Source organism: Streptomyces sulfonofaciens (assembly GCF_014656295.1).
GTDB classification, from domain to species: Bacteria; Actinomycetota; Actinomycetes; order Streptomycetales; family Streptomycetaceae; genus Streptomyces; species Streptomyces sulfonofaciens.
In genome coordinates this window covers 565,421-589,922 of sequence record NZ_BNCD01000001.1, presented here as the reverse complement: position 1 = coordinate 589,922, position 24,502 = coordinate 565,421, and the positions used below count along the sequence as shown (strand labels likewise).

General features: G+C 73.3%; 18 protein-coding genes and 1 pseudogene. 5 read left to right on the top strand and 14 right to left on the bottom strand.

What is annotated here, in order from left to right; genetic code table 11:
- Positions 1–5: 5 nt before the first annotated feature.
- Positions 6–830: a maleylpyruvate isomerase family mycothiol-dependent enzyme gene (locus tag IE313_RS02340; RefSeq protein WP_189929132.1), complete on the top strand. Its 825-nt coding sequence runs from the start codon at positions 6–8 to the stop codon at positions 828–830.
- A gap of 111 nt (positions 831–941) precedes the next feature.
- Here the strand turns inward: IE313_RS02340 and IE313_RS02335 are convergent, their stop codons facing one another.
- From IE313_RS02335 to IE313_RS02305, 7 genes are all read right to left on the bottom strand, one after another.
- Complete coding sequence (locus IE313_RS02335) at positions 942–2,285, bottom strand: MFS transporter (protein WP_189929131.1); 1,344 nt, start codon at positions 2,283–2,285, stop codon at positions 942–944.
- Positions 2,282–3,004 carry a GntR family transcriptional regulator gene (locus IE313_RS02330; RefSeq protein ID WP_189929130.1) on the bottom strand — a complete coding sequence of 241 codons (723 nt, stop codon included), beginning with the start codon at positions 3,002–3,004 and terminating at the stop codon, positions 2,282–2,284. The genes IE313_RS02335 and IE313_RS02330 overlap by 4 nt, the downstream gene beginning before the upstream one ends.
- Before the next feature lie 255 nt (positions 3,005–3,259).
- Positions 3,260–4,204 carry a calcium-binding protein gene (locus tag IE313_RS02325; protein WP_189929129.1) on the bottom strand — a complete coding sequence of 315 codons (945 nt, stop codon included), beginning with the start codon at positions 4,202–4,204 and terminating at the stop codon, positions 3,260–3,262.
- A gap of 362 nt (positions 4,205–4,566) precedes the next feature.
- Positions 4,567–6,165, bottom strand: a complete 1,599-nt coding sequence (locus tag IE313_RS02320; RefSeq protein ID WP_189929128.1) for a dihydrolipoamide acetyltransferase family protein — start codon at positions 6,163–6,165, stop codon at positions 4,567–4,569.
- A gap of 12 nt (positions 6,166–6,177) precedes the next feature.
- Positions 6,178–7,158 (bottom strand): alpha-ketoacid dehydrogenase subunit beta, encoded by a 981-nt coding sequence (locus IE313_RS02315; protein WP_189929127.1) that lies wholly within the window; start codon positions 7,156–7,158, stop codon positions 6,178–6,180.
- 2 nt (positions 7,159–7,160) lie between these two features.
- Entirely contained in the window at positions 7,161–8,390 is a 1,230-nt protein-coding gene (gene pdhA, locus IE313_RS02310) for a pyruvate dehydrogenase (acetyl-transferring) E1 component subunit alpha (RefSeq protein ID WP_189929126.1), read from the bottom strand.
- 871 nt (positions 8,391–9,261) lie between these two features.
- Positions 9,262–10,827: a protein kinase domain-containing protein gene (locus tag IE313_RS02305; RefSeq protein ID WP_189929125.1), complete on the bottom strand. Its 1,566-nt coding sequence runs from the start codon at positions 10,825–10,827 to the stop codon at positions 9,262–9,264.
- 757 nt (positions 10,828–11,584) lie between these two features.
- Between IE313_RS02305 and IE313_RS02300 the strand changes: the two genes are divergently transcribed.
- The gene (locus IE313_RS02300; RefSeq protein WP_189929124.1) at positions 11,585–13,216 is read left to right on the top strand and encodes a Stk1 family PASTA domain-containing Ser/Thr kinase; all 1,632 of its coding nucleotides are present in this window, start codon (positions 11,585–11,587) and stop codon (positions 13,214–13,216) included.
- 528 nt (positions 13,217–13,744) lie between these two features.
- Here IE313_RS02300 and IE313_RS02295 read toward each other — a convergent pair.
- On the bottom strand, positions 13,745–14,287 hold the full coding sequence (locus tag IE313_RS02295) for a bacterial proteasome activator family protein (protein WP_189929123.1): 543 nt from the start codon (positions 14,285–14,287) through the stop codon (positions 13,745–13,747).
- A 357-nt stretch (positions 14,288–14,644) separates the two neighbouring features.
- A complete protein-coding gene (locus IE313_RS02290) occupies positions 14,645–14,908 on the bottom strand; it encodes a hypothetical protein (RefSeq protein ID WP_189929122.1) in 264 nt (87 codons plus the stop codon).
- A gap of 279 nt (positions 14,909–15,187) precedes the next feature.
- On the opposite strand from IE313_RS02290, the gene IE313_RS02285 reads away from it, so the two are divergent.
- A complete protein-coding gene (locus IE313_RS02285; protein WP_189929121.1) occupies positions 15,188–15,493 on the top strand; it encodes a hypothetical protein in 306 nt (101 codons plus the stop codon).
- An 879-nt stretch (positions 15,494–16,372) separates the two neighbouring features.
- On the opposite strand, the gene IE313_RS02280 is transcribed toward IE313_RS02285, so the two are convergent.
- From IE313_RS02280 to IE313_RS02270, 3 genes and pseudogenes are all read right to left on the bottom strand, one after another.
- Positions 16,373–17,350, bottom strand: a complete 978-nt coding sequence (locus IE313_RS02280; protein WP_189929120.1) for an NAD(P)H-quinone oxidoreductase — start codon at positions 17,348–17,350, stop codon at positions 16,373–16,375.
- Positions 17,351–17,803: 453 nt separating this feature from the next.
- A pseudogene (locus IE313_RS02275) lies at positions 17,804–18,553 on the bottom strand (potassium channel family protein); the annotation flags it as partial.
- A gap of 191 nt (positions 18,554–18,744) precedes the next feature.
- A complete protein-coding gene (locus IE313_RS02270) occupies positions 18,745–18,882 on the bottom strand; it encodes a hypothetical protein (RefSeq protein ID WP_189929119.1) in 138 nt (45 codons plus the stop codon).
- Between the two features lie 408 nt (positions 18,883–19,290).
- Here IE313_RS02270 and IE313_RS02265 point away from each other — a divergent pair, with 408 nt between their 5' ends.
- Both IE313_RS02265 and IE313_RS02260 read left to right on the top strand, forming a co-directional pair.
- Entirely contained in the window at positions 19,291–20,100 is an 810-nt protein-coding gene (locus IE313_RS02265; RefSeq protein ID WP_189929294.1) for an NPP1 family protein, read from the top strand.
- Between the two features lie 511 nt (positions 20,101–20,611).
- A complete protein-coding gene (locus IE313_RS02260; protein WP_373316894.1) occupies positions 20,612–21,667 on the top strand; it encodes a potassium channel family protein in 1,056 nt (351 codons plus the stop codon).
- 173 nt (positions 21,668–21,840) lie between these two features.
- Here IE313_RS02260 and IE313_RS02255 read toward each other — a convergent pair whose 3' ends face one another.
- Positions 21,841–23,427 carry a molybdopterin molybdotransferase MoeA gene (locus IE313_RS02255; RefSeq protein ID WP_189929117.1) on the bottom strand — a complete coding sequence of 529 codons (1,587 nt, stop codon included), beginning with the start codon at positions 23,425–23,427 and terminating at the stop codon, positions 21,841–21,843.
- Complete coding sequence (locus tag IE313_RS02250; protein WP_189929116.1) at positions 23,424–24,491, bottom strand: DUF6457 domain-containing protein; 1,068 nt, start codon at positions 24,489–24,491, stop codon at positions 23,424–23,426. The genes IE313_RS02255 and IE313_RS02250 overlap by 4 nt, the downstream gene beginning before the upstream one ends.
- Positions 24,492–24,502: the final 11 nt, after the last annotated feature.

Below are 24,502 nucleotides of genomic sequence, written 5' to 3'. Positions count from 1 at the left end.
CGTCCGTGAGTCTCCATCCCAGCCTTCAGACCTATGCCGACGCCTGGTCCCACTCCGTGGAGTCGATCGCAGAGCTGGTGCAGCCGCTCGTCGAAGGGGAGTGGAGCAGGGCCACGCCCTGCCCGGGCTGGTCGGTGCGGGACATCGTCTCGCACGTCATAGGTCTCGACTGCGAGGCGTTGGGCGACCCCCGGCCGATCCACTCGCTGCCCCGCGACCTGTTCCACGTGAAGAACGACCACCAGCGGTACAACGAGATGCAGGTCGACGTGCGCCGCCACCACACCGCGCCGGAGATGACGGCGGAGCTCGAATACACCATCATCCGCCGCAACCGCCAGCTACGGAACGAGAACCGCCAGCCCGACCGTGCCGTGCGCGGCCCGATGGGCACCGAGGAGACGCTGGAGAACGCCATGCGCAAGCGGGCGTTCGACGTGTGGGTGCACGAGCAGGACCTGCGCACCGCACTGGACCGCCCCGGCAACCTCGACTCCCCCGGCGCCCACGTCACCCGCGACGTGCTCCTCGAACTGCTCCCCGGGGTCGTCGCCAGGAAGGCCAAGGCCCCGGCCAGTTCGGCCTTCGTCTTCGACGTGCACGGCCCGGTGGAGTTCCTGCGCACCGTCCGCGTCGACGCCGAGGGCAACGGCACCATCGACGGCGCCCCCTCGCTCGGCCCGCTGGTCACCATCGCCGTCGACTGGGAGACGTACGTGCGCCTCGCCTGCGGCCGGGTCGCGCCCGAGGCGGTCGAGGACCGCCTCAAGCTGGAGGGCGACCTGGAGATGGCGCACAGGATCCTGGCGAACTTCGCGGTCACGCCCTGAGCCGGTGCGGCCCCGCCGCCCGGGAGCCGGCCGGTCGGCCGGGAACCGGCCCGGCGGCCCGCGCGTCGGCCCGCCGCCCCACGCCCCGGCCCGGCGGGCGCCCGCCGGGCCTCATCGGTGCACGGGCTTGCGCCAGGTCTCCACCCTGCTGACCACCAGCCGCTCCCGTTCGATACGGGCCACCCGGCCCCGCAGCCGCAGGATCTGCACGACACCCAGCGCCTCCAGCAGGAAGATCACCGAGAAGGCCACCCGGTAGTCGTCGCCGGTCGCGTCCAGCAGGACGCCGACCGCGAGCAGCGTGACCATGGAGGCGGTGAAGCCGCCCATGTTGACGATGCCGGAGGCGGTGCCCTGGCGCTCGGGCGGGTTGGCGGGACGCGCGAAGTCGAAGCCGAGCATGGACGCGGGCCCGCACGCGCCGAGCACCGTGCAGAGCACCACCAGCACACCGATCGGCACCCGCTCCCCCGGGTACCCGAGGGTCAGCGCCCACATCAGGGCCGTCGCCCCGGCCGTGCCGAGCGCGAGCGGCAGCCGCGCCGCATGGTGCCGGGCCACGATCTGGCCGTAGACGAGGCCGACCACCATGTTCGAGACCACGACCAGCGTGAGCAGCTCGCCCGCGCCCGCCGCCGACAGCCCCTGGGCCTGGACCAGGAAGGGCAGCCCCCACAGCAGCAGGAAGAACATCGCGGGGAACTGCGTCGTGAAGTGCACCCACATGCCCAGCCGGGTGCCGGGCTCCCGCCAGGCCGCCGCGATCTGCCGGCGCACGTATGCCGGGCCCTGGTGCGGCACGTGCCCGGGCTCGTGACCGTCCGGGTGGTCCTTGAGGAGGAGCACCAGCAGGACGAGGACGACGACACCCGCCAGCGAACTGCCCGCGAACGCCTGCGTCCAGCCGAGCGAGTGCAGCAGCCTGGCCAGCACCAGCGTGGAGACCAGGTTGCCGGCCATGCCGACGAGACCGGCGAGCTGGGCGATCAGCGGGCCGCGCCGGACCGGGAACCAGCGGGTGCCGAGCCGCAGCACGCTGATGAACGTCATCGCGTCCCCGCAGCCCAGCAGCGCCCGCGCGGCCAGTGCCATGCCGTACGAGGGGGAGAGCGCGAAGGCCAGTTGCCCCGCGGTGAACAGCACGGCCCCAAGGCCCAGCACCCTCTTGGTGCCGAGCCGGTCGACCAGCAGGCCCACCGGGATCTGCATACCGGCGTAGACGAGCAGTTGGAGAATGGAGAAGGTGGACAGGGCCGAGGCGCTGACGTGGAAGCGGGCTGCGGCGTCCAGCCCCGCGACACCCAGTGAGGTGCGGAAGGTGACCGCGACGAAGTAGACCGCGACCCCGACGCCCCACACCACGACGGCCCGCCGGCCGCCGGGCGGGTCGGCGGGCAGGGCTATGCCGCCGCCGTCGCCGGAGTCCCCGGCCGACGAGGAGGAGAGAGCGCTCATCGTTCCTCGCCCCGGGCCAGGTGGGAGAACCAACTGACGTGCCGGTGGACCAGCGCCACGGCCGCTTCGGCGTCACCCGCCCGCAGCGCGCCCAGCATCTCCTCGTGCTCCGTGAGGGTCTTGGCGATCCGGTCCGGGTGGGCGTGCAGCACGGCGACGCCCATCCTGAGCTGGCGGTCCCGCAACTGGTCGTAGAGCCGGGAGAGGATCTCGTTGCCGCCGCTGCGGACGATCTCGGCGTGGAAGCACCGGTCGCTGACCGCGGCCTCGGCGAAGTCGCCCGCCGCCGCCTGCCGCTTCTGCTGCTCAAGCAGCTCCTCCAGACGGGCGATCAGCCGCGGCGACGCGGGCACCGCCTTGCGCGCGGCATGCGCCTCCACCAACTGCCGGGTCTCCACCACATCGGCGATCTCCTGCGCGGAGACCGGCAGCACCAGGGCGCCCTTCTTCGGATACAGCCTGATGAGCCCCTCGACCTCAAGGCGCAGCAGCGCCTCGCGCACCGGGGTCCGCGACACCCCCACCGCCTCGGCGAGCTCGCCCTCGGTGAGCAGCGTCCCACCCTCGTACCGCCGCTCCAGCACACCGCGCTTCACATGGTCGTAGACCCGGTCGGCGGCGGCCGGCTGCCTGACGGCGGGCGGGGCGTCGGTACGGGGGCGGGGTGCGGAGGGTGTCGCGGGCAGGGGAGTCGTCGCGGTCGAGGCTGCTGGGGACATGCGTACAGCATAGATACAACACGCCCGGATGCCTTTTCCCGTCCGCCATCCGGACGAGCACGCCGGGTCTCCAGGACGGCCCCGGCCCACCTCGGCGGAGCGGGCCGGGCTCGCCGGTGAACGTGGCGGGGCCGACGGCGAACGCGGCGGGGCCGACGGCGCAGCGCCCGCGCGCACGGGTCCGGTCAGGCCCCCGGGCGGGACGGCCGTCCGAGCATCCCTGCTGCCCCGCGCCGCCCGACCGCGTGGCGGCGCTCAGTCCTGGTGGACCTCGTTGCTCCCCGGACCGCCGGAGAGCGTGTCGTCGCCGGCGCCGCCGTGCAGCAGGTCGTCGCCGCTGTTGCCGTACATCGTGTCGTCGCCGCCCTCGCCGTAGAGCTGGTCGTCGCCCTGGGCGCCGTACATCAGGTCGTCGTCATCGCCGCCGTACAGGGCGTCGGCGTCGGGTCCGCCCTGGAGGGTGTCCTCGCCGGCGTCCCCGTACAGGGAGCGCACCGGGGCCTCGCCGTCGCCGGACGCGGTGAGGGAGTCGTTCCCGGCGCCGCCGTGGCACTCCCACACGCAGTCGGTGAGGATGTCGTCGCCGGCGTCGCCCCAGGACCCGTATCCCTCCGCGTCGATGCGGTCGTTGCCGTCCCCGCCCCGGTACGCGTTGGGCCCGGTGCCGTGGATGACGTCGTCGCCCGGGCCGCCGTAGACCGTGGTGCCGCCGTCCTCGACCGTCGCGGTGTCGTCGCCGTCGCCGAGGTCGACGTCGTAGATGTCGGAGTCGTCCGAGCCCAGGGGCTCGGGATCCGTGCACCGCACGACGGTGCGGTCGGCCGGGGCCGGATATGTGCAGACCACGCGGGCGGCCGGGACGAAGCCGATGTCGACCCGGTCCCGGAACGTGATGACGTAGTCGGCGTTCGGCCGGGACGGGCCGGTGCCGGTGGTCGACACGGAGACCGACAGCTCGTTCGTCTGACCGGGCGCGGCCTTGTACCACAGCGCGCCGTCCTCGAAGACGATGGTGGCCGCCGGGGCTGCGGTGTCCGCGGTGGCGGTGGCGTCCGCGGTGGCGGTGGCGTCCGCGGTGGCGGTGGCTTCCGCCATGGCAGTGGTGTCCGCCGTGGCGGTGGGTGCCGTGAGCAGGGCACCGCCCAGGGCGAGGGCGAGGGCCAGGGGCGCGGTGGCGGCTTTTCGTCCGAGCGCACGCATCAGGAGGCTCCTTGAGGGGGGTCGGTAGCGGATGCCCTGTGCGACCCCGGTGGCCCGGGCAGCGTTGCGTGCGAGCCAGGAGAGTTGGTGATGCGTTCAACGGGTGTTCGGACAAGGCCCACGCGTCTCCCACACGGTCCCGCACAACCCTCCCGCCGCGCCCGAGCTGAGAACCGGCGCGCACACCGGCGCGAGGCGTACGAGAAGACGCGAACGACGCGACGCGAACGGCAAGACGCGTACGAGAAGACGCGAACGGCAAGACGCGTACGGCGAGGCGTCACGCACGCCTCGCCGTACATCCGAGCAGAACCCCGGCCCGGGGCCCGGGGGCCCGGGGGACCCGCCCCCGGGGCGGGCTCCTAGCCCCAGGAGATCAGCCGCTTCGGCTCCTCCAGGACCGCCGCCACATCCGCCAGCACCTTGGACCCCAGCTCGCCGTCCACGAGGCGGTGGTCGAACGACAACGCGAGCGTCGTCACCTGGCGCGGCTTCACCTTGCCCTTGTGCACCCACGGCTGGAGCCTGATCGCTCCGACCGCGAGGATCGCCGACTCCCCGGGATTGAGGATCGGCGTCCCGGAGTCGATCCCGAACACACCGACGTTGGTGATCGTGACCGTCCCGCCCTGCATCGCGCCGGGCGTCGTACGGCCCTCCCGAGCCGTGCTCACCAGCTCGGACAGGGCCCCGGCCAGCTCGGGCAGCGTCTTGGCGTGCGCGTCCTTGATGTTGGGCACGATGAGGCCGCGGGGGGTGGCCGCCGCGATGCCCAGGTTCACATAGTGCTTCTGGACGATCTCCTGCCGCTCCTCGTCCCAGGACGCGTTGATGGCGGGGTTCCGCCTGATGGCGACCAGCAGCGCCTTCGCGATCATCAGCAGCGGGTTCACCCGCAGCCCGGTCAGCCCGTGGGTGTCGGCGTCCCGCTTCAGCTCGTCGATGAGCTTCATCGTCCGCGTCACGTCGACGGTCACCCACTCGGTGACGTGCGGCGCGGTGAACGCGGACCCGACCATCGCCTGCGCGGTGGCCTTGCGCACGCCCTTGACGGGGATACGGGTCTCCCGGGCGCCGTCCGCCCCGGCGGCCGCGGCCCCCTCCTGCCCGGCGCCTGCATCCGCCGCAACGCCCGCCTGCACGCCGGCCGGGCCGGCGGGCGCCGGTGGGGCGGGCGGGGCCGCCGCGGCCGCGGCGGCGTGCACGTCCTCACGGGTGATGATCCCGTCGGGCCCCGACGGCGCGACCCCGGCCAGGTCGACGCCGAGGTCCTTGGCCAGCTTCCGCACCGGGGGCTTGGCCAGCGGCCGCGCCCCGCCGTCCGCCGGAGCGCCCACCGCAGCCGGTGCGGACGGCGCGGACGCCGCGGACGGTGTACCCGCGGGTGCCGTACCCGCCCCGGCGGCCGCACCCTCGGCTGCGCGCGCCGCCTGCGCGGGGGCACCGTGACCGTTCAGCTCGGCCTGGAGCGCCTCCGCCGCCGCGTTCTTCCGCGGCCGCCGCTTCGACGAGGACGGAGACACCCCGTAGCCCACGAGCACGGGCTGACGCCCCTCGCCGCCTGCCGCCCCGGCCTCCTCGGCAGCGCTCGGCGCGCCGGCACCACCGGGCTCGCCACCCGCCGCACCGCCACCGGGCTCGCCGCCCGCCGCACCGCCGCCCGAGTCGGCTTCCGCGCTCCCCGCGGCACCGCCCGACACGTCCACCGCGATGATCACTTGGCCGACGTCCACCGTGGTGCCCTCCGGGTAGTGCAGGTCGGCCACCACGCCGTCGTAGGGGATGGGCAGCTCGACGGCCGCCTTGGCGGTCTCGACCTCGCAGACCACCTGGCCGTCGGTGACCGCGTCACCGGGCCGTACGTACCACTTCAGGATCTCCGCCTCGGTCAGCCCCTCGCCCACGTCGGGCATCCGGAACTCCCGGACCGCGCCGCCGACCGCACCGCTCACCTTGCTCATCGTCACGCCCCCTCAGTACGCCAGCGCGCGGTCGACGGCGTCGAGCACGCGGTCCAGGCCCGGCAGGTACTCCTCCTCCAGGCGGGCCGGCGGGTACGGGGTGTGGTAGCCGCCGACGCGCAGCACGGGCGCCTCCAGGTGGTAGAAGCAGCGCTCGGTGATGCGCGCGGCGACCTCGGCCCCGGCGCCGAGGAAGACGGGTGCCTCGTGCACCACGACGAGCCGGCCGGTCCTCTCCACCGACCGCTGGACGGTGCCGAAGTCGATCGGCGACAGGGAGCGCAGGTCGACGACCTCCAGGGAGATGCCCTCCTCCTCGGCGGCCGCCGCGGCCTCCAGGCACACCTTCACCATCGGCCCGTAGGCGGCGAGCGTCACCCGGGCGCCCTCGCGGACCACGCGGGCCGCGTGCAGGGGGCCGGGAATGGCCTCCGTGTCGACCTCGGCCTTGTCCCAGTAGCGCCGCTTGGGCTCGAAGAAGATCACCGGATCGTCGCTCTGGATGGCCTGCTGCATCATCCAGTACGCGTCGGACGAGTTGGAGGGCGAGACCACCTTCAGGCCCGCGACGTGCGCGAACAGGGCCTCGGGCGACTCGGAGTGGTGCTCCACGGCGCCGATGCCGCCGCCGTAGGGGATGCGGATGACGACGGGGAGCTTGACCTTGCCCAGCGCGCGTGCGTGCATCTTCGCGAGCTGGGTGACGATCTGGTCGTACGCCGGGAACACGAAGCCGTCGAACTGGATCTCGACGACCGGGCGGTAGCCGCGCAGGGCGAGACCGATGGCGGTGCCGACGATGCCGGACTCGGCGAGCGGGGTGTCGATCACCCGGTCCTCGCCGAAGTCCTTCTGCAGGCCGTCCGTGACCCGGAAGACGCCGCCGAGCTTGCCCACGTCCTCGCCCATCAGGACGACCTTCGGGTCGGTCTCCAGCGCCCTGCGCAGCGACTCGTTCAGGGCGCGCGCGAGCGGAAGCTTCTGTACCGCCATGGTCACCGGCTCCCCTCGGTGGCAGTAGTGTCGGTGGAATCCGAGAACGACGCCTGGTAGGCGGCGAACTGCGCACGCTCCTCGTCCACGAGTGCGTGGCCGTCCGCGTAGGCGTGCTCGAAGATGGCGAGGTGCTCCGGATCGGGCATGGCCCGCACCGCCTCACGCACCCGCCTGCCCAACGCTTCACTCTCCGTTTCGAGTTCCGCGAAGAATCCCTCATCCGTGTGATGCTCGGATTCCAGATGGGCGCGCAGCCGTGCGATCGGGTCCTTCGCCTCCCACGCCTCGCGCTCCTCGGAGGCCCGGTAGCGGGTGGGATCGTCGGAGGTGGTGTGCGCGCCCATCCGGTAGGTGAACGCCTCGATGAGCGTCGGCCCCTCGCCGCGCCTGGCACGCTCCAGGGCCCACCTGGTGACCGCGAGGCAGGCGAGCACGTCGTTGCCGTCGACGCGTACACCCGGGAAGCCGTAGCCCTGGGCGCGCTGGTACAGCGGCACCCGGGTCTGCCGGTCGGTGGGCTCGGAGATGGCCCACTGGTTGTTCTGGCAGAAGAACACCACGGGCGCGTTGTAGACGGCCGCGAAGGTGAACGCCTCGGCGACGTCGCCCTGGCTGGAGGCGCCGTCGCCGAAATACGCGATCACGGCGGAGTCGGCGCCGTCCATGGCCACGCCCATCGCGTAGCCGGTGGCGTGCAGGGCCTGGGAGCCGATGACGATGGTGTACAGGTGGAAGTTGTTGGCCGTCGGGTCCCAGCCGCCGTTGTTGACCCCGCGGAACATGCCCAGCAGGTTGGTCGGGTCGACCCCCCGGCACCAGGCGACGCCGTGTTCGCGATAGGTCGGGAAGACGTAGTCGTCGTCGCGGGTGGCGCGCCCCGAGCCGATCTGCGCGGCCTCCTGGCCCAGCAGCGAGGCCCACAGGCCCAGTTCGCCCTGCCGTTGCAGGGCGGTGGCCTCGGTGTCGAAGCGGCGGGTGAGGACCATGTCGCGGTACAGGCCGCGCAGGTCCTCCGCGGTGATGTCGGCGACGTACTCGGCGAACTCCTGCGGCGCCGGGGCGCCCTCGGTGCGGGAGGTCCGTGCGCTCCGGGCGGTCCTCGAGGGCGTGACCCGCCTGCCCTCGGGGGTCAGCAACTGGACGAGGTCGGGGTCGGGCTTGCCGCCCGGCGGCTTCTTGGCCCCTGTGCGCTTGCGCGGCTTGCGCGCGGCAGTGCTGTCCACGGTCACGTGTGCTCCTCCGTCGGTCCTGCCCCCGGGGTCGCCGGGAACGGGGAACCCCCCTGTCCTGGTGGACTGGAGGGAACGGCTCGCCCGGCCCCGGCCCCGCACGGGGTGGGTGCGACTCGGCCGGGAACAGGCGTGACAGGTGCTCCGGCGAGTGCCCTGCAAAGGGCACGTTACCCAGAGCTTCGCATATCTGCGAAACCCTGTCTGACCTGCGATTTTGCTTGGATTTCCAAGTAAAAACCGAGATTCTGACAACGCTGCTGGTCAGGGCCCTGGATCAACCGCTTCCCAGCCTCGCAGGCCACCGGAACACCGGCACGTTATCCCGCCGACCGGAGCAGCGGAAGAGATCGCGGAAGGCTCGGCCCCCGTGGCACCCGGTGCGTGCGGGGGCAGGGGTGCGGCGTCTCGCGGCGGGCGCCCGCGGCCCGTCCTGCGCGGGCATGCACCGGGCCCGGGCGGGTACCAGGGGGCCGGGAAGGGACGTGGTACGGGCCCCGTTGCGGGGGCGCCGGTGCGTGGGGGCGCCGGCGCCCTTGGCCGTACGCCCGGGGTCCTTGCTCGTACGACGGGCGCTTCCCCGTACGAGCGGCGTCCCCGGCCCGTACGGAGCGCGGTGGTCCTCGCGCACGCCCTCCGGAGCCGCCGTTCGGGTGACGCTTCGACGCCGGCAGCTCCGGCGCGGGCACCGGGCCCGCGACCCTGAACGCACCCCTGAACGGACCCCTGAACGCACCCGTGGACGTGGAGCACGTCCCGTGGGGCACGGCTTGCGACGCGGCCGTGGAGCGCGGCCCGTGACGCACCCGTCGAGCGCGGCCCGGGACGGCTCGGGGAGGGGTCCGGTGGCCGTCCGGCCCCGGGCTTCAGCTCACTCGCCGCCGGAGCCGGTGCCGCCGGTCGCGCCCGGGCCGCCGCCGTCGTCGCCGCCGATCGTGTCGGTCGGATCGCCGGACGGCTGTTCGCTCGGGGGCGGCGGGTCGTCGTCGGTCGGCTTCTGGGTCGGCGTGGGCTTCTGGGTCGGCGTGGGACGGCCCGACGGGGTGTTCTCCGTGGGCGTCGGGTTGCCCTGGTCACCGCTCGTCTGCGGTGCGGACGGAGTGAAGCCGGTGCCGGCGTCGGAGCCCGTGCCGGGCTCCGTGGTGTCGTCCGTGCCCTCGTCGCCGGTGCTCTCGCTGGGCTGCTGGTCGTCGCTCGACGGGGTGGTGGCCGGCGACTCGTGGGTGGCGGGCGAGCCTCCGCCGCCGCCCCCGTTCTGGAGTGCGACCGCGACGCCCGCGGCGATCACGAGCACCGCGAGGACCGCGAGCAGCCACACCTTGCCGCGGCCCCCGCCCCGGCGCCTGTCGGGCCCGCCGGCGCCGTGCGGCTGGAGCAGGGGGACCTGGGTCGTGCCGTGCTCGCCGGGGTGCGGCAGCGCGGTGGTGCCCCCGAGGCCCATGGCAGGGGTGTTGCCGCGTTCGTGCACGTCCACCGGCCCGGTGTTCCAGGTGCCGGTGTGGCTGCCCTGGTCGTAGAGCATCTGGAGGGCGTACTGGACCAGGCCGCGCATCTCCTCCGCGGTCTGGAACCGGTCGTCCGGCTCCTTCGCCAGCGCGCGCATCACCAGGCCGTCCAGCTCGGGCGGCACCTCGCCCAGCACCCGGGACGGCGGCACGGGCGGGTCCTGGACGTGCTGGTAGACCACGGAGAGCGGGGTCTCGCCGGTGAACGGCGGGCGCAGCGCGAGCAGTTCGTAGAGCAGGCAGCCGGTCGCGTACAGGTCGGAGCGGTGGTCGACGGCCTTGCCGAGCGCCTGCTCGGGCGAGAGGTACTGGGGCGTGCCCATGACCATGCCGGTCTGGGTCATCGTCTGCTGTGCGCCGTGCAGGGCGCGGGCGATGCCGAAGTCCATCACCTTGACCGCACCGGTGTTGGTGATGATCACGTTCGCGGGCTTGATGTCGCGGTGCACGATGCCGTGCTGGTGCGAGTAGGCCAGCGCCTCCAGCACTCCGGAGACGATGATCAGCGCCTGCTCGGGGCCCGGCGCCTCGGCGTTGAGCAGCAGGTCGCGGATGGTGTGGCCCTCGACGAGCTCCATGACGATGTACGGGACGGTGCTGTGGCCGACGACGTCCTCGCCGGAGTCGTAGACAGCGACCACCGCGTGGTGGTTGAGGCCCGCCACCGACTGGGCCTCGCGCGTGAAGCGGGCCTTGGAGACCGGGTCCTCGGCGAGGTCGGCGCGGAGCAGCTTGACGGCGACGGTGCGGCCGAGCCGGACGTCCTCGGCGGCGAACACCTCGGCCATGCCGCCCCGGCCGAGTCTGCCGGTCAACCGGTACCGGCCATCCCCGACAAGCCCGCCGTTACCCCACATTTCCGGCGCATCTGACATACCACCGCCAGTCGCCTCGGGGTCGGACGGGCCCTGGGCGCGCTGCGTCTGTGCCATCTGTCCTCGCCGTCGTATCTGCCCGCGTCCGTGCGGTGTGCTCCCGCGACCGCGCGGTGGCTGTTACGGTCCTCCGGGGTCTCCACGGGCCACGCTACAGCCTCCGCGCACCACGCCGTTCCGGGATGGCCGACCGGACGGCCGGACCGCGGGCGACCGGCCATCAAACCGCTTGCCGCCGCGCACCGCAAATCCGGGACCGACCTGGGGGAAGCGGCCGGGGTCGGCGCGGGGGCGGAAACGGAATCCGTCGGCACCGGGGAAGCGGCTCTTTGCAGACCCATAAGAAATGCAAAGAAAAGGGCGGGAAACCGAAGGAAAAGGAAGAGCTTTCCGCGGATTCCGGCCAGAGCCGAGTGAGCAAGAACGCCCCGCTCGTCCCCCGCGTACCGGCGGTTACCGGTGACCGGTGACGGTCACCGGCACCTCGTGGCCGATACCGGCTCCCGGTGGCCGATACCGATGGACCGGCGGGCGGTGGCCGAAGGGCGGTTCCGCGGACCGGCGGGCGGTGGCCCGCGGCTCGGCGGGCGGTGGCCGGGGCAGGCGGGTGGACGGTGCCACGGGGCCCGGCCCCGGCGCCCCCGTGCCGCCCTGTAACGCTTCCGCGACGCTTCCCGGCCGTACGGTCACGGAACGGGCACCGAGCTTGACGTGTCGGTGCCCTCGGGCAGACTTGGCCCGGGATAGGGCATTCGATCACCAAACGCGGGAGCGCCCGGGCGGCCACCGCCCGCGCCGATGGGGGACGCAGAACATGAGCCAGGACGGCGCACAGGGCCGGTACGCGGGGCGTTCCGTGGCCGGCGGTCGGTACCAGCTTCGTGACCTGCTCGGCGAAGGCGGCATGGCCTCCGTGCACCTGGCGTACGACTCGGTGCTCGACCGCCATGTCGCGATCAAGACCCTGCACACCGAGCTAGGCCGCGAGCAGGCGTTCCGCGAGCGGTTCCGCCGCGAGGCCCAGGCAGTGGCGAAGCTCACGCACACCAACATCGTCTCGGTCTTCGACACCGGCGAGGACGAGCTCCAGGGTGTCGGCACCACCCCCTACATCGTCATGGAGTACATCGAGGGCCGCCCGCTCGGCTCGGTCCTCGACCAGGACGTGCGGCAGTACGGCGCGATGCCCGCCGACAAGGCCCTGAGGATCACCGCGGACGTGCTCGCCGCACTGGAGATCAGCCACGAGATGGGCCTGGTGCACCGGGACATCAAGCCGGGCAACGTGATGATGACCAAGCGCAATGTGGTCAAGGTCATGGACTTCGGCATCGCCCGCGCCATGCAGTCCGGCGTCACCTCGATGACCCAGACCGGCATGGTCGTCGGCACCCCCCAGTACCTCTCGCCCGAGCAGGCCCTCGGCCGCGGCGTCGACGCGCGCTCCGACCTCTACTCCGTCGGCATCATGCTCTTCCAACTGGTCACCGGCCGGCTCCCGTTCGACGCGGACTCCCCGCTGGCCATCGCGTACGCGCACGTCCAGGAGGAGCCGGTGGCCCCCTCCTCGATCAACCGCGCACTGCCCCCGGCGGTGGACGCCCTCGTCGCCCGCGCCCTGCGGAAGAACCCGAACGAGCGCTTCCCCAGCGCCGAGGCGATGCGCGACGAGTGCCTGCGCGTCGCCCAGTCGCTGCAGCCCGCGGCGCCCAGCATCGTGCCGGGCGCGCAGTCGGCCAGCGGCCAGGGCGTGGGCTCCGCGGTCTTCCCGCCCGTCGACCAGAGCACCCCGGCTCCGACCGGCCCGGTCCAGACCCCCTACCAGCCGGGCCCCTACGGCACCCCCGCCCCGGCCCCCGGATACGGCTATCCGCAGCCGGGCTACCAGACCCCGGCGCCCACCACGGGCGCTCCCGGCGCGTACGGAGTGCCCGGCGCGGGCGCCCCGGCCCCGTACCCGATCTCGCCCCAGCCGAGCACCGCGGCGTCACACCCCGTCGGCGGGGGCCGCAGGAGCAACGCGCCGCTGATCGTCGGCTCGATCGTCGCGGCACTGGTCGTCGTCGGCGGAGTCATCACGGCCCTGTCGCTGAACCACGGCGACGGCCAGGCCGCCGACCAGCCCGACAAGTCGCCGTCCGCGGTGGCGGGCCACCGCGGCCCCGACCTGACGAAGACGATCGAGACCACCGCGTGCACGGAGCCCGAGGAGTCGTACAACGACCCCAAGAAGGTCCAGATGCCCGACTTCCAGTTCAAGAACTGGAAGTCGGTCCAGGCATGCCTCCAGGCGGCCGGGTGGCGCTACGACATCACGGACATCGACGAGAACACCTACGGCCAGGACACGGTCATGCACCAGTCCCCCAAGGCCGACACGGACTTCGACCCGAAGGACCCGCCGCAGATCCAGTTCGACGTCTCGACGGGCAACCCGCCGGCCTGACGGCCGGTAGCGGCGCTGCACTGCGCAGTGCAGCGCCGACTGGGGCGACAGGGCGACAGGGCGACAGGGCGACAGGGGCGCACGGCAGGCGGTACGCGGGGGTTCGGTGCTTCCGGTACGCGCGGACTCGGTGGTTCCGGTACGCGGGGGCTCGGTGCTTCCAGGGCGCGCGGGCTCATCGTTCCGGTACGCGGGTGTGCGGGCGCACGGCGCCGGTGCAGCGGTGCGGAGGCGTTCAGGTTTGCGAGCGGGCACGAGCCTGCCGATGCGCGCCGCTGCCCATGCACGCGGCTGCCGAGGCACGCGGCTGCCGAGGCGTGGCCCTACGGGTGCGCGGCCCTGCGGGTGCGGGACGTGCCGGAGGGGGACGCGCCGGGGCGCGGGCGCGGGGACGCGCGGGGCGTGACAGCGTGCGACAGCCCGGACGCGGTCGACCGCGTCCGGGCTGTCGCGCCGGTCCGGCCGGCTGTGCGTACGCGCGGCGCCCGGCGGCAGGCGCCGGGGCACCAGGAGCGCCGGGGCGCCGGTTTACAGGTACGGGCCGCCCGAGCGGCCGCCGGTGCGCGGGTCGTCGCCCTCCTCCGCCGGGACGACGCCCGGGGGCAGGGCGCGGCGCATCTGCTCCAGTTGGGCGCGCGCGGCCATCTGCTGGGCGAACAGCGTCGTCTGGATCCCGTGGAAGAGGCCCTCGAGCCAGCCGACCAACTGGGCCTGCGCGATGCGCAGCTCCGCGTCGGTGGGTGTGGTGCCGTCGGTGAACGGGAGGGACAGGCGCTCCAGCTCCTCCACAAGCTGCGGCGCCAAGCCGTCCTCCAGCTCCTTCACGGAGCTTGAGTGGATCTCCTTGAGGCGCTGCCTGCTCGCCTCGTCGAGGGGAGCCGCGCGCACCTCCTCCAGGAGCTGCTTGATCATGCTGCCGATGCGCATGACCTTCGCGGGCTGCTCCACCTGGTCCGTCACCGAGACCTCGCGGGAGTCCTCGTTGTCTCCGCCGCCGAGCGCCATCCCGTCCTGGCCCACTACCAGAACCTTCGGGCTCTCCTGCGACCTTTCGTTACTCGGCTTCTCCATGCCCCCATTGTCTCCCATGCCCCCATCCACCGAAGGCCCAGCCCCACCCCGATCTCCCTGCACCCGCCATCCACCCGCGCAGGTCATGACCCATGGCGGGGTGCACCGCCCGGCTGCGGGCGGACGTGCGACGGAGCGGTGTGGGATGTGCGGCGGAGCTGTACGGGGTCCCGGGCCGGACGGGGTCCGGCTCCGGCGGCCGGGGGTCTGGGGCCAGCGGCCGGGGGCCGGGGGTCAGACGCCGGGGGCCAGGGGCCGGGGGTCAGACGCCGGGGGTCAGGGGCGGGGGCCGGGAGGAGTAGGAGGGAGTCGTAGTGGGGTGAGCAGGCGTGGTTCCCCATGCTCCTCGCGCCCCCGTCACCCTCTGCGCAACCGCACGCCCAGGAATCCGAGGCCGAGCCCGATGAACACCAGGCCCGCCCCGAACGAGACCACCCCGGACTCCGCCGTACCCATCCGCACCCGGCCCGCTCCCCGGCCCGCCGCGTCCACCGTGCGTCCGGGCTCGCCGGTCGACGTGCCGTCCCCGTCACTCCCCACCGCGTTCGCGCCCGCGTCCGCGTCACCGTCGCGCCGCTGCCGTGCCCGGCCGTGCTCGCCGCCGTCCGGCGAGGCCCCCACCCGCCCGGTGCCCGGCTCCGTCGGGGAGGCCGCCCTCCCCCCGGCGGCCCGGCCCGGCTCCGGGTTCCCCTTCCTTCCGTCCCGCCCGTCCCTCCCGTCCTGCCCGTCCCTCCTGTCCTGCCCATCCCTCCCGTCCTGCCCATCCCTCCTGTCCCTGGCGTCTCTGGCATCCCTGGTGCCCCTTGGGTTCGTGCCGACCCTCGGGTTCGTGCCGTGCTCGCCGTGCGGCCGGGACGATCCGTCCGCCGTGTCGGACGGCCCCCGGCCCGGGTGCACCCCGTGACGATCGTGGTGATGGCGGTGGTGGTGCTGATGGCGATGCCCCTGGTGCCGCTCCCGTTCGCCGCGCGTCCCCGGTTCCCTCGGCACCGCCTCCCACCACCGGTCGTCCTCGCCGTCCTGACCGGGCTGCTCCGGGCCGCCGCCCGGCAGCTCGTGGCCCCGCCCCGGCCCGCCCCCGGGCACCCCGTCGTCCCGGGCACCGCCGTCGTCCCGTTCCCCCCGGGGCGCATGGCCCGGATCGCCGGGAACCGGGCGGTTCGGCACGTCGCGTCCGGCACGCTCCCGCCAGGCGTCATCCGGTGACCCGGGCCCGCGGACCTGCACCACGGCTCCCCCGGCCGCCCCAGCCGCCCGGGCCACCGCGCCTGCCGTGCCCGCGGCCCCTGTTGCGACCCCCACGACGCGGCCGGCGCCGTCCCCGGCCGCCGTCCCGTGGGCCGGCACGCCCTGCCCCAGCACCGCGGCGACGAGCACCAGTACCGCCGCGGCCGCCCGCAGGCCCGCCCGGCGGGGGTTCGCGCGGTGCGGGTCCGCCCGACGGAGGTTCGCCCCGTGCGAGCCTGACCGATGGGGGCCTGCCCGATGAGGGTCCGCCCGGTGCGGGCCGCCGGGGCCGGAGCGGCGTACGGCAGTGTGTGCCCCACCATGTGCGCCGTCGTGGATGCCGTCGTGGACGCCGTCGTGGACACTGCCGTGGGCGGCATCCACCGTGTCCTGCGCCCTGTCGCGGGCGGGGCCGAGGGCGGGGCCGAGGGCAGGGTCGCTGGCAGGGCCGTGCGCTTCGTCGTGCGCCGTGTCATGATCCGCTTCGCCCGCTGCGGAGCCGCGTACGGCGGGCTCGCCGGTGGGACGGCCGACGGGCCGTGTCCGGGCACCCGCCCCACTGCCGTCGCCGTTCGCACCGGACGCCCGGCTACCGCGGCCTGCACCACGCATAGGGGACCTGCTGAACCGCGGAGCCACGTGGGGTGCCCCCTCCGGGCGAAGCCGTCAAGATGTACGCCACTAAGCGTTACATAGCGCAATAATCCCGGCATCTTGTCCGCCCGGCCGCCCCGCATGCCCGCGACAGGCCAAGGCGGCCGGTACCGGGGCGGGCGCATCGCCCAGCCCTCGGCACCGGCCGCCGTAGGAAACCTCGCGCCCCGCCGCGCCGCCGGGGGAGGCGGCGCGCGGCGGCCCCTACCGCACCAGCACCACCTTCCCGATGTGGCCGCTCTCCTCCACCACCCGGTGGGCGGCCGCCGCCTCACTCATCGGCATGGTGCGGTCGACGACGGGCCGGACCTGTCCGCCGCCGATCAACGGCCAGACGTGCTCGCGCACCGCCGCCACGATCGCCGCCTTCTCGTCCACCGGACGCCCGCGCAGTGAGGTCGCGGTGACGGCGGCGCGCTTGTTGAGCAGGGCGCCGAGGTTCAGCTCGCCCTTGACGCCGCCCTGGAGGCCGATGATCGCCAGCCGCCCGTTGACGGCGAGCGCCTTCACGTTGCGCTCCAGGTACTTCGCACCCATGATGTCGAGGATCACGTCGGCGCCGGCCCCGTCGGTGGCGTCGCGCACCTCCGCCACGAAGTCCTGGTCGCGGTAGTTGACCAGCACGTCGGCGCCGAGTTCCGCGCAGCGGTCCAGCTTCTCCTTGCTGCCCGCCGTGACCACGACCTTGGCGCCGACCGCCTTGGCGAGCTGGATCGCCATGGTGCCGACACCGCTGGAACCGCCGTGCACCAGCACGGTCTCGCCCGGCCGCAGGTGGGCGACCATGAAGACGTTCGACCAGACCGTGCAGGTCACCTCGGGCAGCGCCGCCGCCCGGACCAGGTCCGCGCCCTCGGGCACCGGCAGCAACTGCCCGTGGGGGACGGCGACCTTCTCCGCGTACCCGCCGCCCGCGAGCAGTGCGCACACCTCGTCGCCGACCGCCCAGCCGGTGACCCCCGGTCCCAGCGCGGCGATGCGGCCCGCGCATTCGAGACCTGGGTATGGCGAGGCGCCGGGCGGGGGGTTGTAGTGGCCCTGGCGCTGGAGGATGTCGGCGCGGTTGACCGCACTGGCCGTCACCTCCACCAGGACCTCGCCCTCACCGGGCACCGGATCGGGGACCTCCGCCCACACCAGAGCGTCAGGCCCTCCGGGTTCAGGAATCGTGATCGCATGCATGGGGTGGACGGTACTCCCCGGGATTGCCGCGTACTCGTGGGCACGGGCCGGGTGGTGCGCTCGTGGTGCGCTCCCTCCTTGGCCTGCGCCCGGCCGCAACGAGACACCCGCACACGCCGGGCGGTGGGCGGCCGCACAGGACGGCTGAGCGGCCCGGGGCGGACTGGGCGGGCAACCGACCGGGGTCGGAGCAGGTTCGGCGTCCGGCCGCGGGCCGGACGAGGGCGGGCGACCGGCCCCGAGCCGGACGAAGGCCGGTGACCGCCCCCGAGCCGCACGAAGGCCGGCGACCGCCCCCGGACCGAACGGAAGCCGGTGACCGCCCCCGGACCGAACGAAAACCGGTAACCGACCCCGGACCGAACGAAAACCGGTGACCGACCCCGGGCCGGACAGGTCAGGGCGCGCCGGCGGGCCCGGGGGCGGGCGGCGGACGGCCGCTGGGTCGCGCGGCTACCGTTCCGCCGGCCCCCTTCCGTCCTGCGCGGCGTCGGGGGCCCGGCATGGCTGGGCCTCCGGCACGTTCCGGGCGGCCGGAGCCGTCGCCGTCGCGGGGTCGGCACGGACGACCGTGATCAGGCGGTCCGTCAACTGGAGCGTGCCGACCGCCGGATCGTCGAACCCCAGCACCCGGTGACCGCGTATCACGCTCACCACCAGGTCCTCGGTCTCCCGTACGCCTCGGCCCACCTCGGCCTTCACCACCGGCCGTTCGACGAGGTCGAGCCCGCTGCCCTGCTGGATGAGGTCCTCCATGACCATTGCGGCGCTGGGGCTGAGGACCGAGAGGCCGAGCAGGCGCCCGGCCGCGCCCGCGCTGACGACCACGGCATCGGCGCCGGACTGCCGCAGCAGCGGTGCGTTCTCCTCCTCGCGCACCGCCGCCACGATCTTCGCCTCGCCGTTGAGCTGGCGGGCCGTCAGGGCGACCAGGACGGCGGTGTCGTCGCGCTGGGTGGCGATGATGATCTGCCGGGCCCGCTGCGCCTCGGCCCGCAGCAGCACGTCGCTCCTGGTGGCGTCGCCGACGACGCCCGTGTACCCGTCGGCCACGGCCGCGTCGACCGCCCGGCCGCTCGGGTCGACGACCACCACCTGCTTGCTCCTCAGACCGGTCGCGCACACGGTCTGGATCGCCGAGCGGCCCTTGGTGCCGAAGCCGACAACGACGGTGTGGTCACGCACGGGGTGCCTCCAGCGGTGTGACGGAAGTGGCCACGGTACGCGGACCGGGCCCTGTGCAACGTGCCCACCGCAAAGCCCCGGAAATCCAGGAGCCGGATCCGGTCCCGCGGACGGGTACGGGCCGACCCGGCAGCCGGCCCCGACCCGAACCGGCCTCGCAGACGCGTCCGCCCCGGACCAGCCTCGCAGACGCGTCCGACCCGAACCGCTCACGGTCCGGCAGACGCGTCCGCCCCGAACCGGCCCGCCGAACCCCCGCAGCCGCCTTTGCCCACCGTGCCGAACATGTCGACCGCGTCGAACGTGTCCACCCTGCCGAACATGTCGACCGCGTCCACAGGGCCCACAGGTTCCACCCACACCTTCCCCGGGCTCTCCACATCGGTCGCCCTTCCAGCCGCACGGCGCCACCACCGCCGGACCGGAACCCGGCGCAAAGGCCGCTCCCTCTTCCGTTCAGATAGTTTTGCAGCATTGTTTGATTACCCCGCTTTCCCGCCCCGGGGATCTCACGGTATATCCCGGAATGCCTTTTGCGGACGTTATTCGAGCCGCCCATTTCCTTGCATCACGCCGGGCGCCGGGCTAATTTGATGCCGCATCACCCGGATAAATCCCACACCGAAGACGTGTGCCTACGGGCCTTCGACACAAATGGGATCTTCCACCGCACAGGAACCACGGACCCGGCGCAAGGAATTCACACAAAACCCGCGCGCCATATTTGTTGCTGAGGAGCTGGTGTGCGCAGCCTGATGTCATCGACGACCAATCCCGGGGAAACGGCGGCCCGTCCCAGGCGGCACGGGAGACTCCGGCGGACCGCGCTCGCGAGCGCCCTCGGTGCCGCGGCCCTGGTGGTGGCCCTGCCCGCGCAGGCCCACGCGGACGTACTCCAGCCTCTGCCGCAGAACGCCGACGGCCTGGAGCAGACCTTCTCACCCGCCTACGACTACGACGGCGACGGCTGCTACGCCACGGCCGCCATCGGCGCGGACGGCACGCTCAACCCGGGCCTGAAGCTCGGCGGGGACGTCAACGGCCACTGCCACGACCAGGCCCAGTTGGACGCCGCCAACACCTACTCGCGCGAGAAGTGCAACAACGGCTGGTGCGCGGTGGTGTACGCCAGCTACTTCGAGAAGGACCAGGCCACGCTGGGCCCGGCGGCCATCGGGCACACCCACGACTGGGAGCACGTCGTGGTGTGGATCAACAACAACCAGGTCCAGTACGTCTCGGTGTCACAGCACTCCGGCTACCAGGTGTCGGCCAGTTCGTCCGTGCGCTTCGACGGCACACACCCGAAGATCGTTTACCACAAGGACGGCGTTTCGACGCACGACTTCCGCTTCGCCAACGACAACGACGAACCGCCGGAGAACGCCACCGGCGGCTGGTTCTACCCGCGCCTCGTGGGTTGGGAAGGCTACCCGGCAGGTCTTCGCGACAAACTCATGACCGCCGATTTCGGTGAGGCCACCATCAAAATAACCGACAGCACCTTCAACTCGGCGCTGGCCAACTCCAAGCCCGACGGAATACCGTTCGACCCCAACGCCTGAGTTCTGCGCTGCGAACCTGTGCCGAAGAAGTGGCCCTCCGCCGGAGAAGCGGAGGGCCACACCACCGCGCCCCGCACGACACGCGACCCGGCCCCCGACCGACGCATCGCGCGTGCCCTCGTGCCGTGACCGAGGCGCAGCACGTGACCGATGTGAGGTTCCACCGTCATGGGCATCCCCGTCATGGGGCGTCACCGACATGGGGCGTCACCGACTTGAAGCCTCCCGACCCCGAGTGTCCCCACCGTCGGATGCCCCACCGTCGGATGCCCCCGCCGTCGGGTGTTCCCGGCATGAGCGGTACGTGTGTGACGTGGACAGCAGGTGCGTGACGTGAGTGACGTGAGTGGCCCCGCACGACCCGGGCGATTCGAGCGGCTTGCACGTCCTTCCCCGCCCGTGCTTCTTCCGCAACCATGGTCACCGTGCTGACTGACTGGATCACCGCCGCGGGGAGTGAGCGATGAGGGACGGCGACCGATCATCGCCCAAGGCAGGCAGGCTCTCGATCGTGCGATCCCTCTGGTACCGCTCGCGTTCGGAAGCCCATGACGCCGAGGCCGGACGTTCGATCACCATACCGATCGAGGGCACCGCACCCCTCCAGCAGGTACTGCGGCGGCTGGCCATGGCCCTGTTGCTGCTGGCCCTCACCACGTTCCTCGTCTGGGTCGACCGCGCGGGCTACCAGGACAACTCGGATGGCGCGGTCGACCTGCTGGACGCCGCCTACTACTCGACCGTCACCCTCTCCACCACCGGCTACGGCGACATCACCCCCGTCAGCGACTCAGCCCGTCTCACCAACATCCTCGTCATCACGCCGCTGCGCGTGCTCTTCCTGATCATCCTGGTCGGCACCACCCTGGAGGTGCTCACCGAGCGCACCCGCCAGCAGGTACGTGTGCACCGCTGGCGCTCCCGGACGCGTGACCACGTCGTGGTGGTGGGCTACGGGACCAAGGGACGGCATGCCGTGGAGACACTGCTCGGCCAGGGGGTCGCCAAGGACCGGATCGTCGTCGTCGACGCCCAGCGCAAGGCGGTCGAGGCCGCCGGCAGCGATGGCCTCGTCTCCGTCCTCGGGGACGCCAGCCGCACCGACACCCTCCGCAAGGCAGAGCTGCCGAGCGCCGCCCAGGTGATCATCGCTCCTCAGCGCGACGACACCGCCACCCTGGTCACCCTCACAGCCCGTCAGCTCAACAGGCGCGCGACCATCGTGGCCGCGGTCCGCGAGGACGAGAACGTCCCCCTGCTCAAACAGAGCGGCGCCACCACCGTCATCACCAGCTCCAGTTCGGCGGGCCGGCTGCTGGGCGTCTCCATGACCAGTTCCCATGCCGCCAGCACCCTGGAATCCCTGATGGCCAACGGCAGCAGACTGGAGATGGTCGAGCGACCGGTGACCAAGGAGGAGGTCGGGCAGTCTCCCCGCGGCTGCTCCGATCTGGTGGTGGCCGTGGTGCGCCGGAAGCAGGTACTGGACTACACCCATCCCGAGGCCGCGCAGCTCCAAGCGGGGGACCGGGTGATCGCCATCAGGAGGTCGTCGTTCCGTGGCTGAGCGTGTCCCCTTTCAGAGGGGTCACACCCGATTTTCAGAGGGCTCACGCCCGATCGGTCGACGGGCAGGGAGACTCCTCCGGGTGCGAGAGTCGCTGGAGCCCGGCGCGGGTGCTTGACAGTTTCACGTGAAACATCCCGGCCGCTACACCCGCGGGCACCCCCGGGCACCCGTCAGCTCGCCCCGCTCCCGCCACCGCCCCGGGCCCACGGCAGGTCCAGGATGTCCAGCACCTCTCCGGCCTGGGCACCCCCGGGCGGCACCACGGCCAGCGCATCCGCCTCGGCGACACCCCGGAGCATCGCGGGGCCGTTGTAGTGCAGCGGAAGGGCATCGCCGCCACTGAGGGCGACGGGAACCAGCCGGGTGTCCCGCGGATGCCCCTGGACGCCGTCGCCGACCACCGCCGTGCGGCCCCGCGTCCCTGGCACGGAGGACGAGGAGGACGAGGAGGACTGCGGGACGGCGGGGACCGCGAGGCCCGGAACGCCGAGTCCCCTCAGCGCACGGGCCAGGGGCTCGGCGAGGGTGAGCAGGCCGGAGACGGCGGCGAGCGGATTCCCGGGCAGGCCGACCAGGTGCTGGTGCTCCTTGGTGCGGGCCAGCAACATGGGATGGCCGGGGCGCACGGCGACACCGTCCACGAGGAGGTCGGCGCCGATCCGGTGCAGCGTCGGGTGCACGTGGTCCACCGGCCCGGCGGCCGTACCGCCCGTGGTGACGAGCATGTCCGCGGTGGACCCGGTCACGGCCCTGTGCAGCGCCCGTGCGTCGTCGCCCAGCCTGCGGACCGCGGTGACCTCGACGCCGAGGGCGCGCAGCCAGGGAGCCAGCATCGGGCCGAGCGCGTCGCGGATCAGCCCGTCGTGCGGCAATCCGGCGGTCAGCAGCTCATCGCCCAGGATGAGCACCTCGGCACGCGGACGTGGCACCGTCGGCAGCTCGTCGTATCCGGCGGCCGCGGCGAGTCCGAGCACGGCCGGGGTGATCACGACCCCGCTCGGCAGCAGCCGGTCGCCCTTGCGGCACTCCTGGCCGCGCGGGCGGATGTCCTGCCCGTGCACCACCTCGCGGGTCGCATAGAGCCGGCCCCGGTGGTCGGTGTGGGCGTGCTCGCTGCGGATGACGGCGGTGGCGTCGTGCGGGATACGTGCACCAGTGGCGATATGGACGGCCTGGCCGTCACCGATGAGTTCGGGGCTGTCATGGCCGGCGAGGAGACCGCGGGGGATCCGGTCGGACGCGGGCGCACCGGACCTTTCGCCCCCGCCCTCACCCTCACCCTCACCCTGGATGAGCCACGGCCCCGGACCCACGACCGCCCAGCCGTCCATGGCGGAACTGTCGAACGACGGCAGGTCGGTGAGCGCGATGAGGGGAGCCGCCGTCACCAGGCCCAGCGCCTCGTCCAGCGGCGTCCAGGGAGTGTCGGGGGATTCCCGGCCCCTTGCGGTCCGCCCCTGGCGCCCTTGCGCAGCGCGCTGGGCCGCGCCGGCCCGCGCCGCGATGGCACGGGCCTCGGGCCAGGGGGTGGATGCGTGGTGGTGTGGGTGGCTGTGATCTGCCGGGTGGAGTCCTTGGGGGGCGGCCTGGCGGCCTCCGGGGTCGGCCGGGCGCCCGGGCGCGGTCGCACGGCCCGCGGTGCCCGGGTGCCCCGGGCCGGTGGTGTGCCCGGGGGCGGCGCCCTGCGCCCGGTCGGCCGCGGGTCCCGGCGCGGCCGGCCGGCCTTGCGGGCCCTGGTGGGTGGGGCGGCCGGTCATCCCGCGTCCGGTTTCCCGGGCCGGTCCTCGGCCTCCCAGCGGGCGGCGAGCGCCGCCGCCTTGCGGGCCGCCTCGGCCACGGCCTCCCGGCCGCCGCCGTTCTGCGCGGCGGCGTAGCCGACGAGAAAGGACGTCAGCGGCGCCGCCGGCCTGGCGACACCGTGCGCCACATCGCGTGTGAGGTCGAGCAGGACGCCGGTGTCGACGTCGAGATCGAGGCCCAGCTCGTCCTTGACTGCGGTCATCCATTCATCCAGCACGTGCCCATGCTCCCTGATCCGTGATCGCGCGGTGGCAATGTCGTCCCAGGTGTCGCAGTCGAAGGACGCGACAGGGTCGGACATTCGGGTGAGGGTGAGTTCCGCGGTGAGCAGCCGCAGCGGCAGTCCCGCCAGTCCGCCGTGCTCGGCCGCGAGCAGCGCGATCTCCCGTTGCAGCGGCTCGCTCAGGTAGGCGCCGACCAGCGGCTGCTCGCGCCCCTCGGCGTCGACGAGCACCGCGCCCTCGGGGCCGTGCACCGGGTGGGCACCGGAGGTGCCCGAGCCGGCGTCCTGCCCGGGAGTGTCCGAGCCGACGTCCCTTTCGGGGGTATCCGGGCGGGCGTCCTGCCCCGGGGCGCCGAGTGCCGCCAGCAGACCGCGCACCGTCTGCTCGGCGAGGAACGGCAGATCGGCGGAGAGTACGACCACGCGCTCGGCCGTGGTCCGGCGCAGACCGGCGTGGAGTGCCGCGAGCGGCCCGCCTCCCCGGGGCTCCTCAAGGGCCCACACCACCGGCCGGGAGGTAGGCCTGCGACCCCCGACGACCACCGTGGTACCCGCCGCCGCACAGGCGGCGAGCACCCGGTCGAGCAGCGATCTGCCGCCCACGCTCACACCCGGTTTGTCGGCACCGCCGAGCCGCCGGGCGGCACCGCCGGCCAGCACGACGGCGTCGAAGACCGATCCCCGCCCCGCCGCACCGGCATGCCCGGCCTGCCGGACAGCGGGACCGGCCCCGGGGGCTCCGCCCCCGTCGGCCACGGCACCCGCCTCACCCTCGGGCTCGTACGCATACGCGGTCATCCCCCGAGTAT

Excerpts from the sequence above, each read along its gene's own strand:
- IE313_RS02335 (WP_189929131.1), bottom strand. The coding sequence starts at position 2,285 with ATGAGCGCTCTCTCCTCCTCGTCGGCCGGGGACTCCGGCGACGGCGGC.
- IE313_RS02330 (WP_189929130.1), bottom strand. The coding sequence starts at position 3,004 with ATGTCCCCAGCAGCCTCGACCGCGACGACTCCCCTGCCCGCGACACCC.
- IE313_RS02325 (WP_189929129.1), bottom strand. The coding sequence starts at position 4,204 with ATGCGTGCGCTCGGACGAAAAGCCGCCACCGCGCCCCTGGCCCTCGCC.
- IE313_RS02320 (WP_189929128.1), bottom strand. The coding sequence starts at position 6,165 with ATGAGCAAGGTGAGCGGTGCGGTCGGCGGCGCGGTCCGGGAGTTCCGG.
- IE313_RS02315 (WP_189929127.1), bottom strand. The coding sequence starts at position 7,158 with ATGGCGGTACAGAAGCTTCCGCTCGCGCGCGCCCTGAACGAGTCGCTG.
- IE313_RS02305 (WP_189929125.1), bottom strand. The coding sequence starts at position 10,827 with ATGGCACAGACGCAGCGCGCCCAGGGCCCGTCCGACCCCGAGGCGACT.
- IE313_RS02300 (WP_189929124.1), top strand. The coding sequence starts at position 11,585 with ATGAGCCAGGACGGCGCACAGGGCCGGTACGCGGGGCGTTCCGTGGCC.
- IE313_RS02295 (WP_189929123.1), bottom strand. The coding sequence starts at position 14,287 with ATGGAGAAGCCGAGTAACGAAAGGTCGCAGGAGAGCCCGAAGGTTCTG.
- IE313_RS02280 (WP_189929120.1), bottom strand. The coding sequence starts at position 17,350 with ATGCATGCGATCACGATTCCTGAACCCGGAGGGCCTGACGCTCTGGTG.
- IE313_RS02265 (WP_189929294.1), top strand. The coding sequence starts at position 19,291 with ATGTCATCGACGACCAATCCCGGGGAAACGGCGGCCCGTCCCAGGCGG.
- IE313_RS02255 (WP_189929117.1), bottom strand. The coding sequence starts at position 23,427 with ATGACCGGCCGCCCCACCCACCAGGGCCCGCAAGGCCGGCCGGCCGCG.
- IE313_RS02250 (WP_189929116.1), bottom strand. The coding sequence starts at position 24,491 with ATGACCGCGTATGCGTACGAGCCCGAGGGTGAGGCGGGTGCCGTGGCC.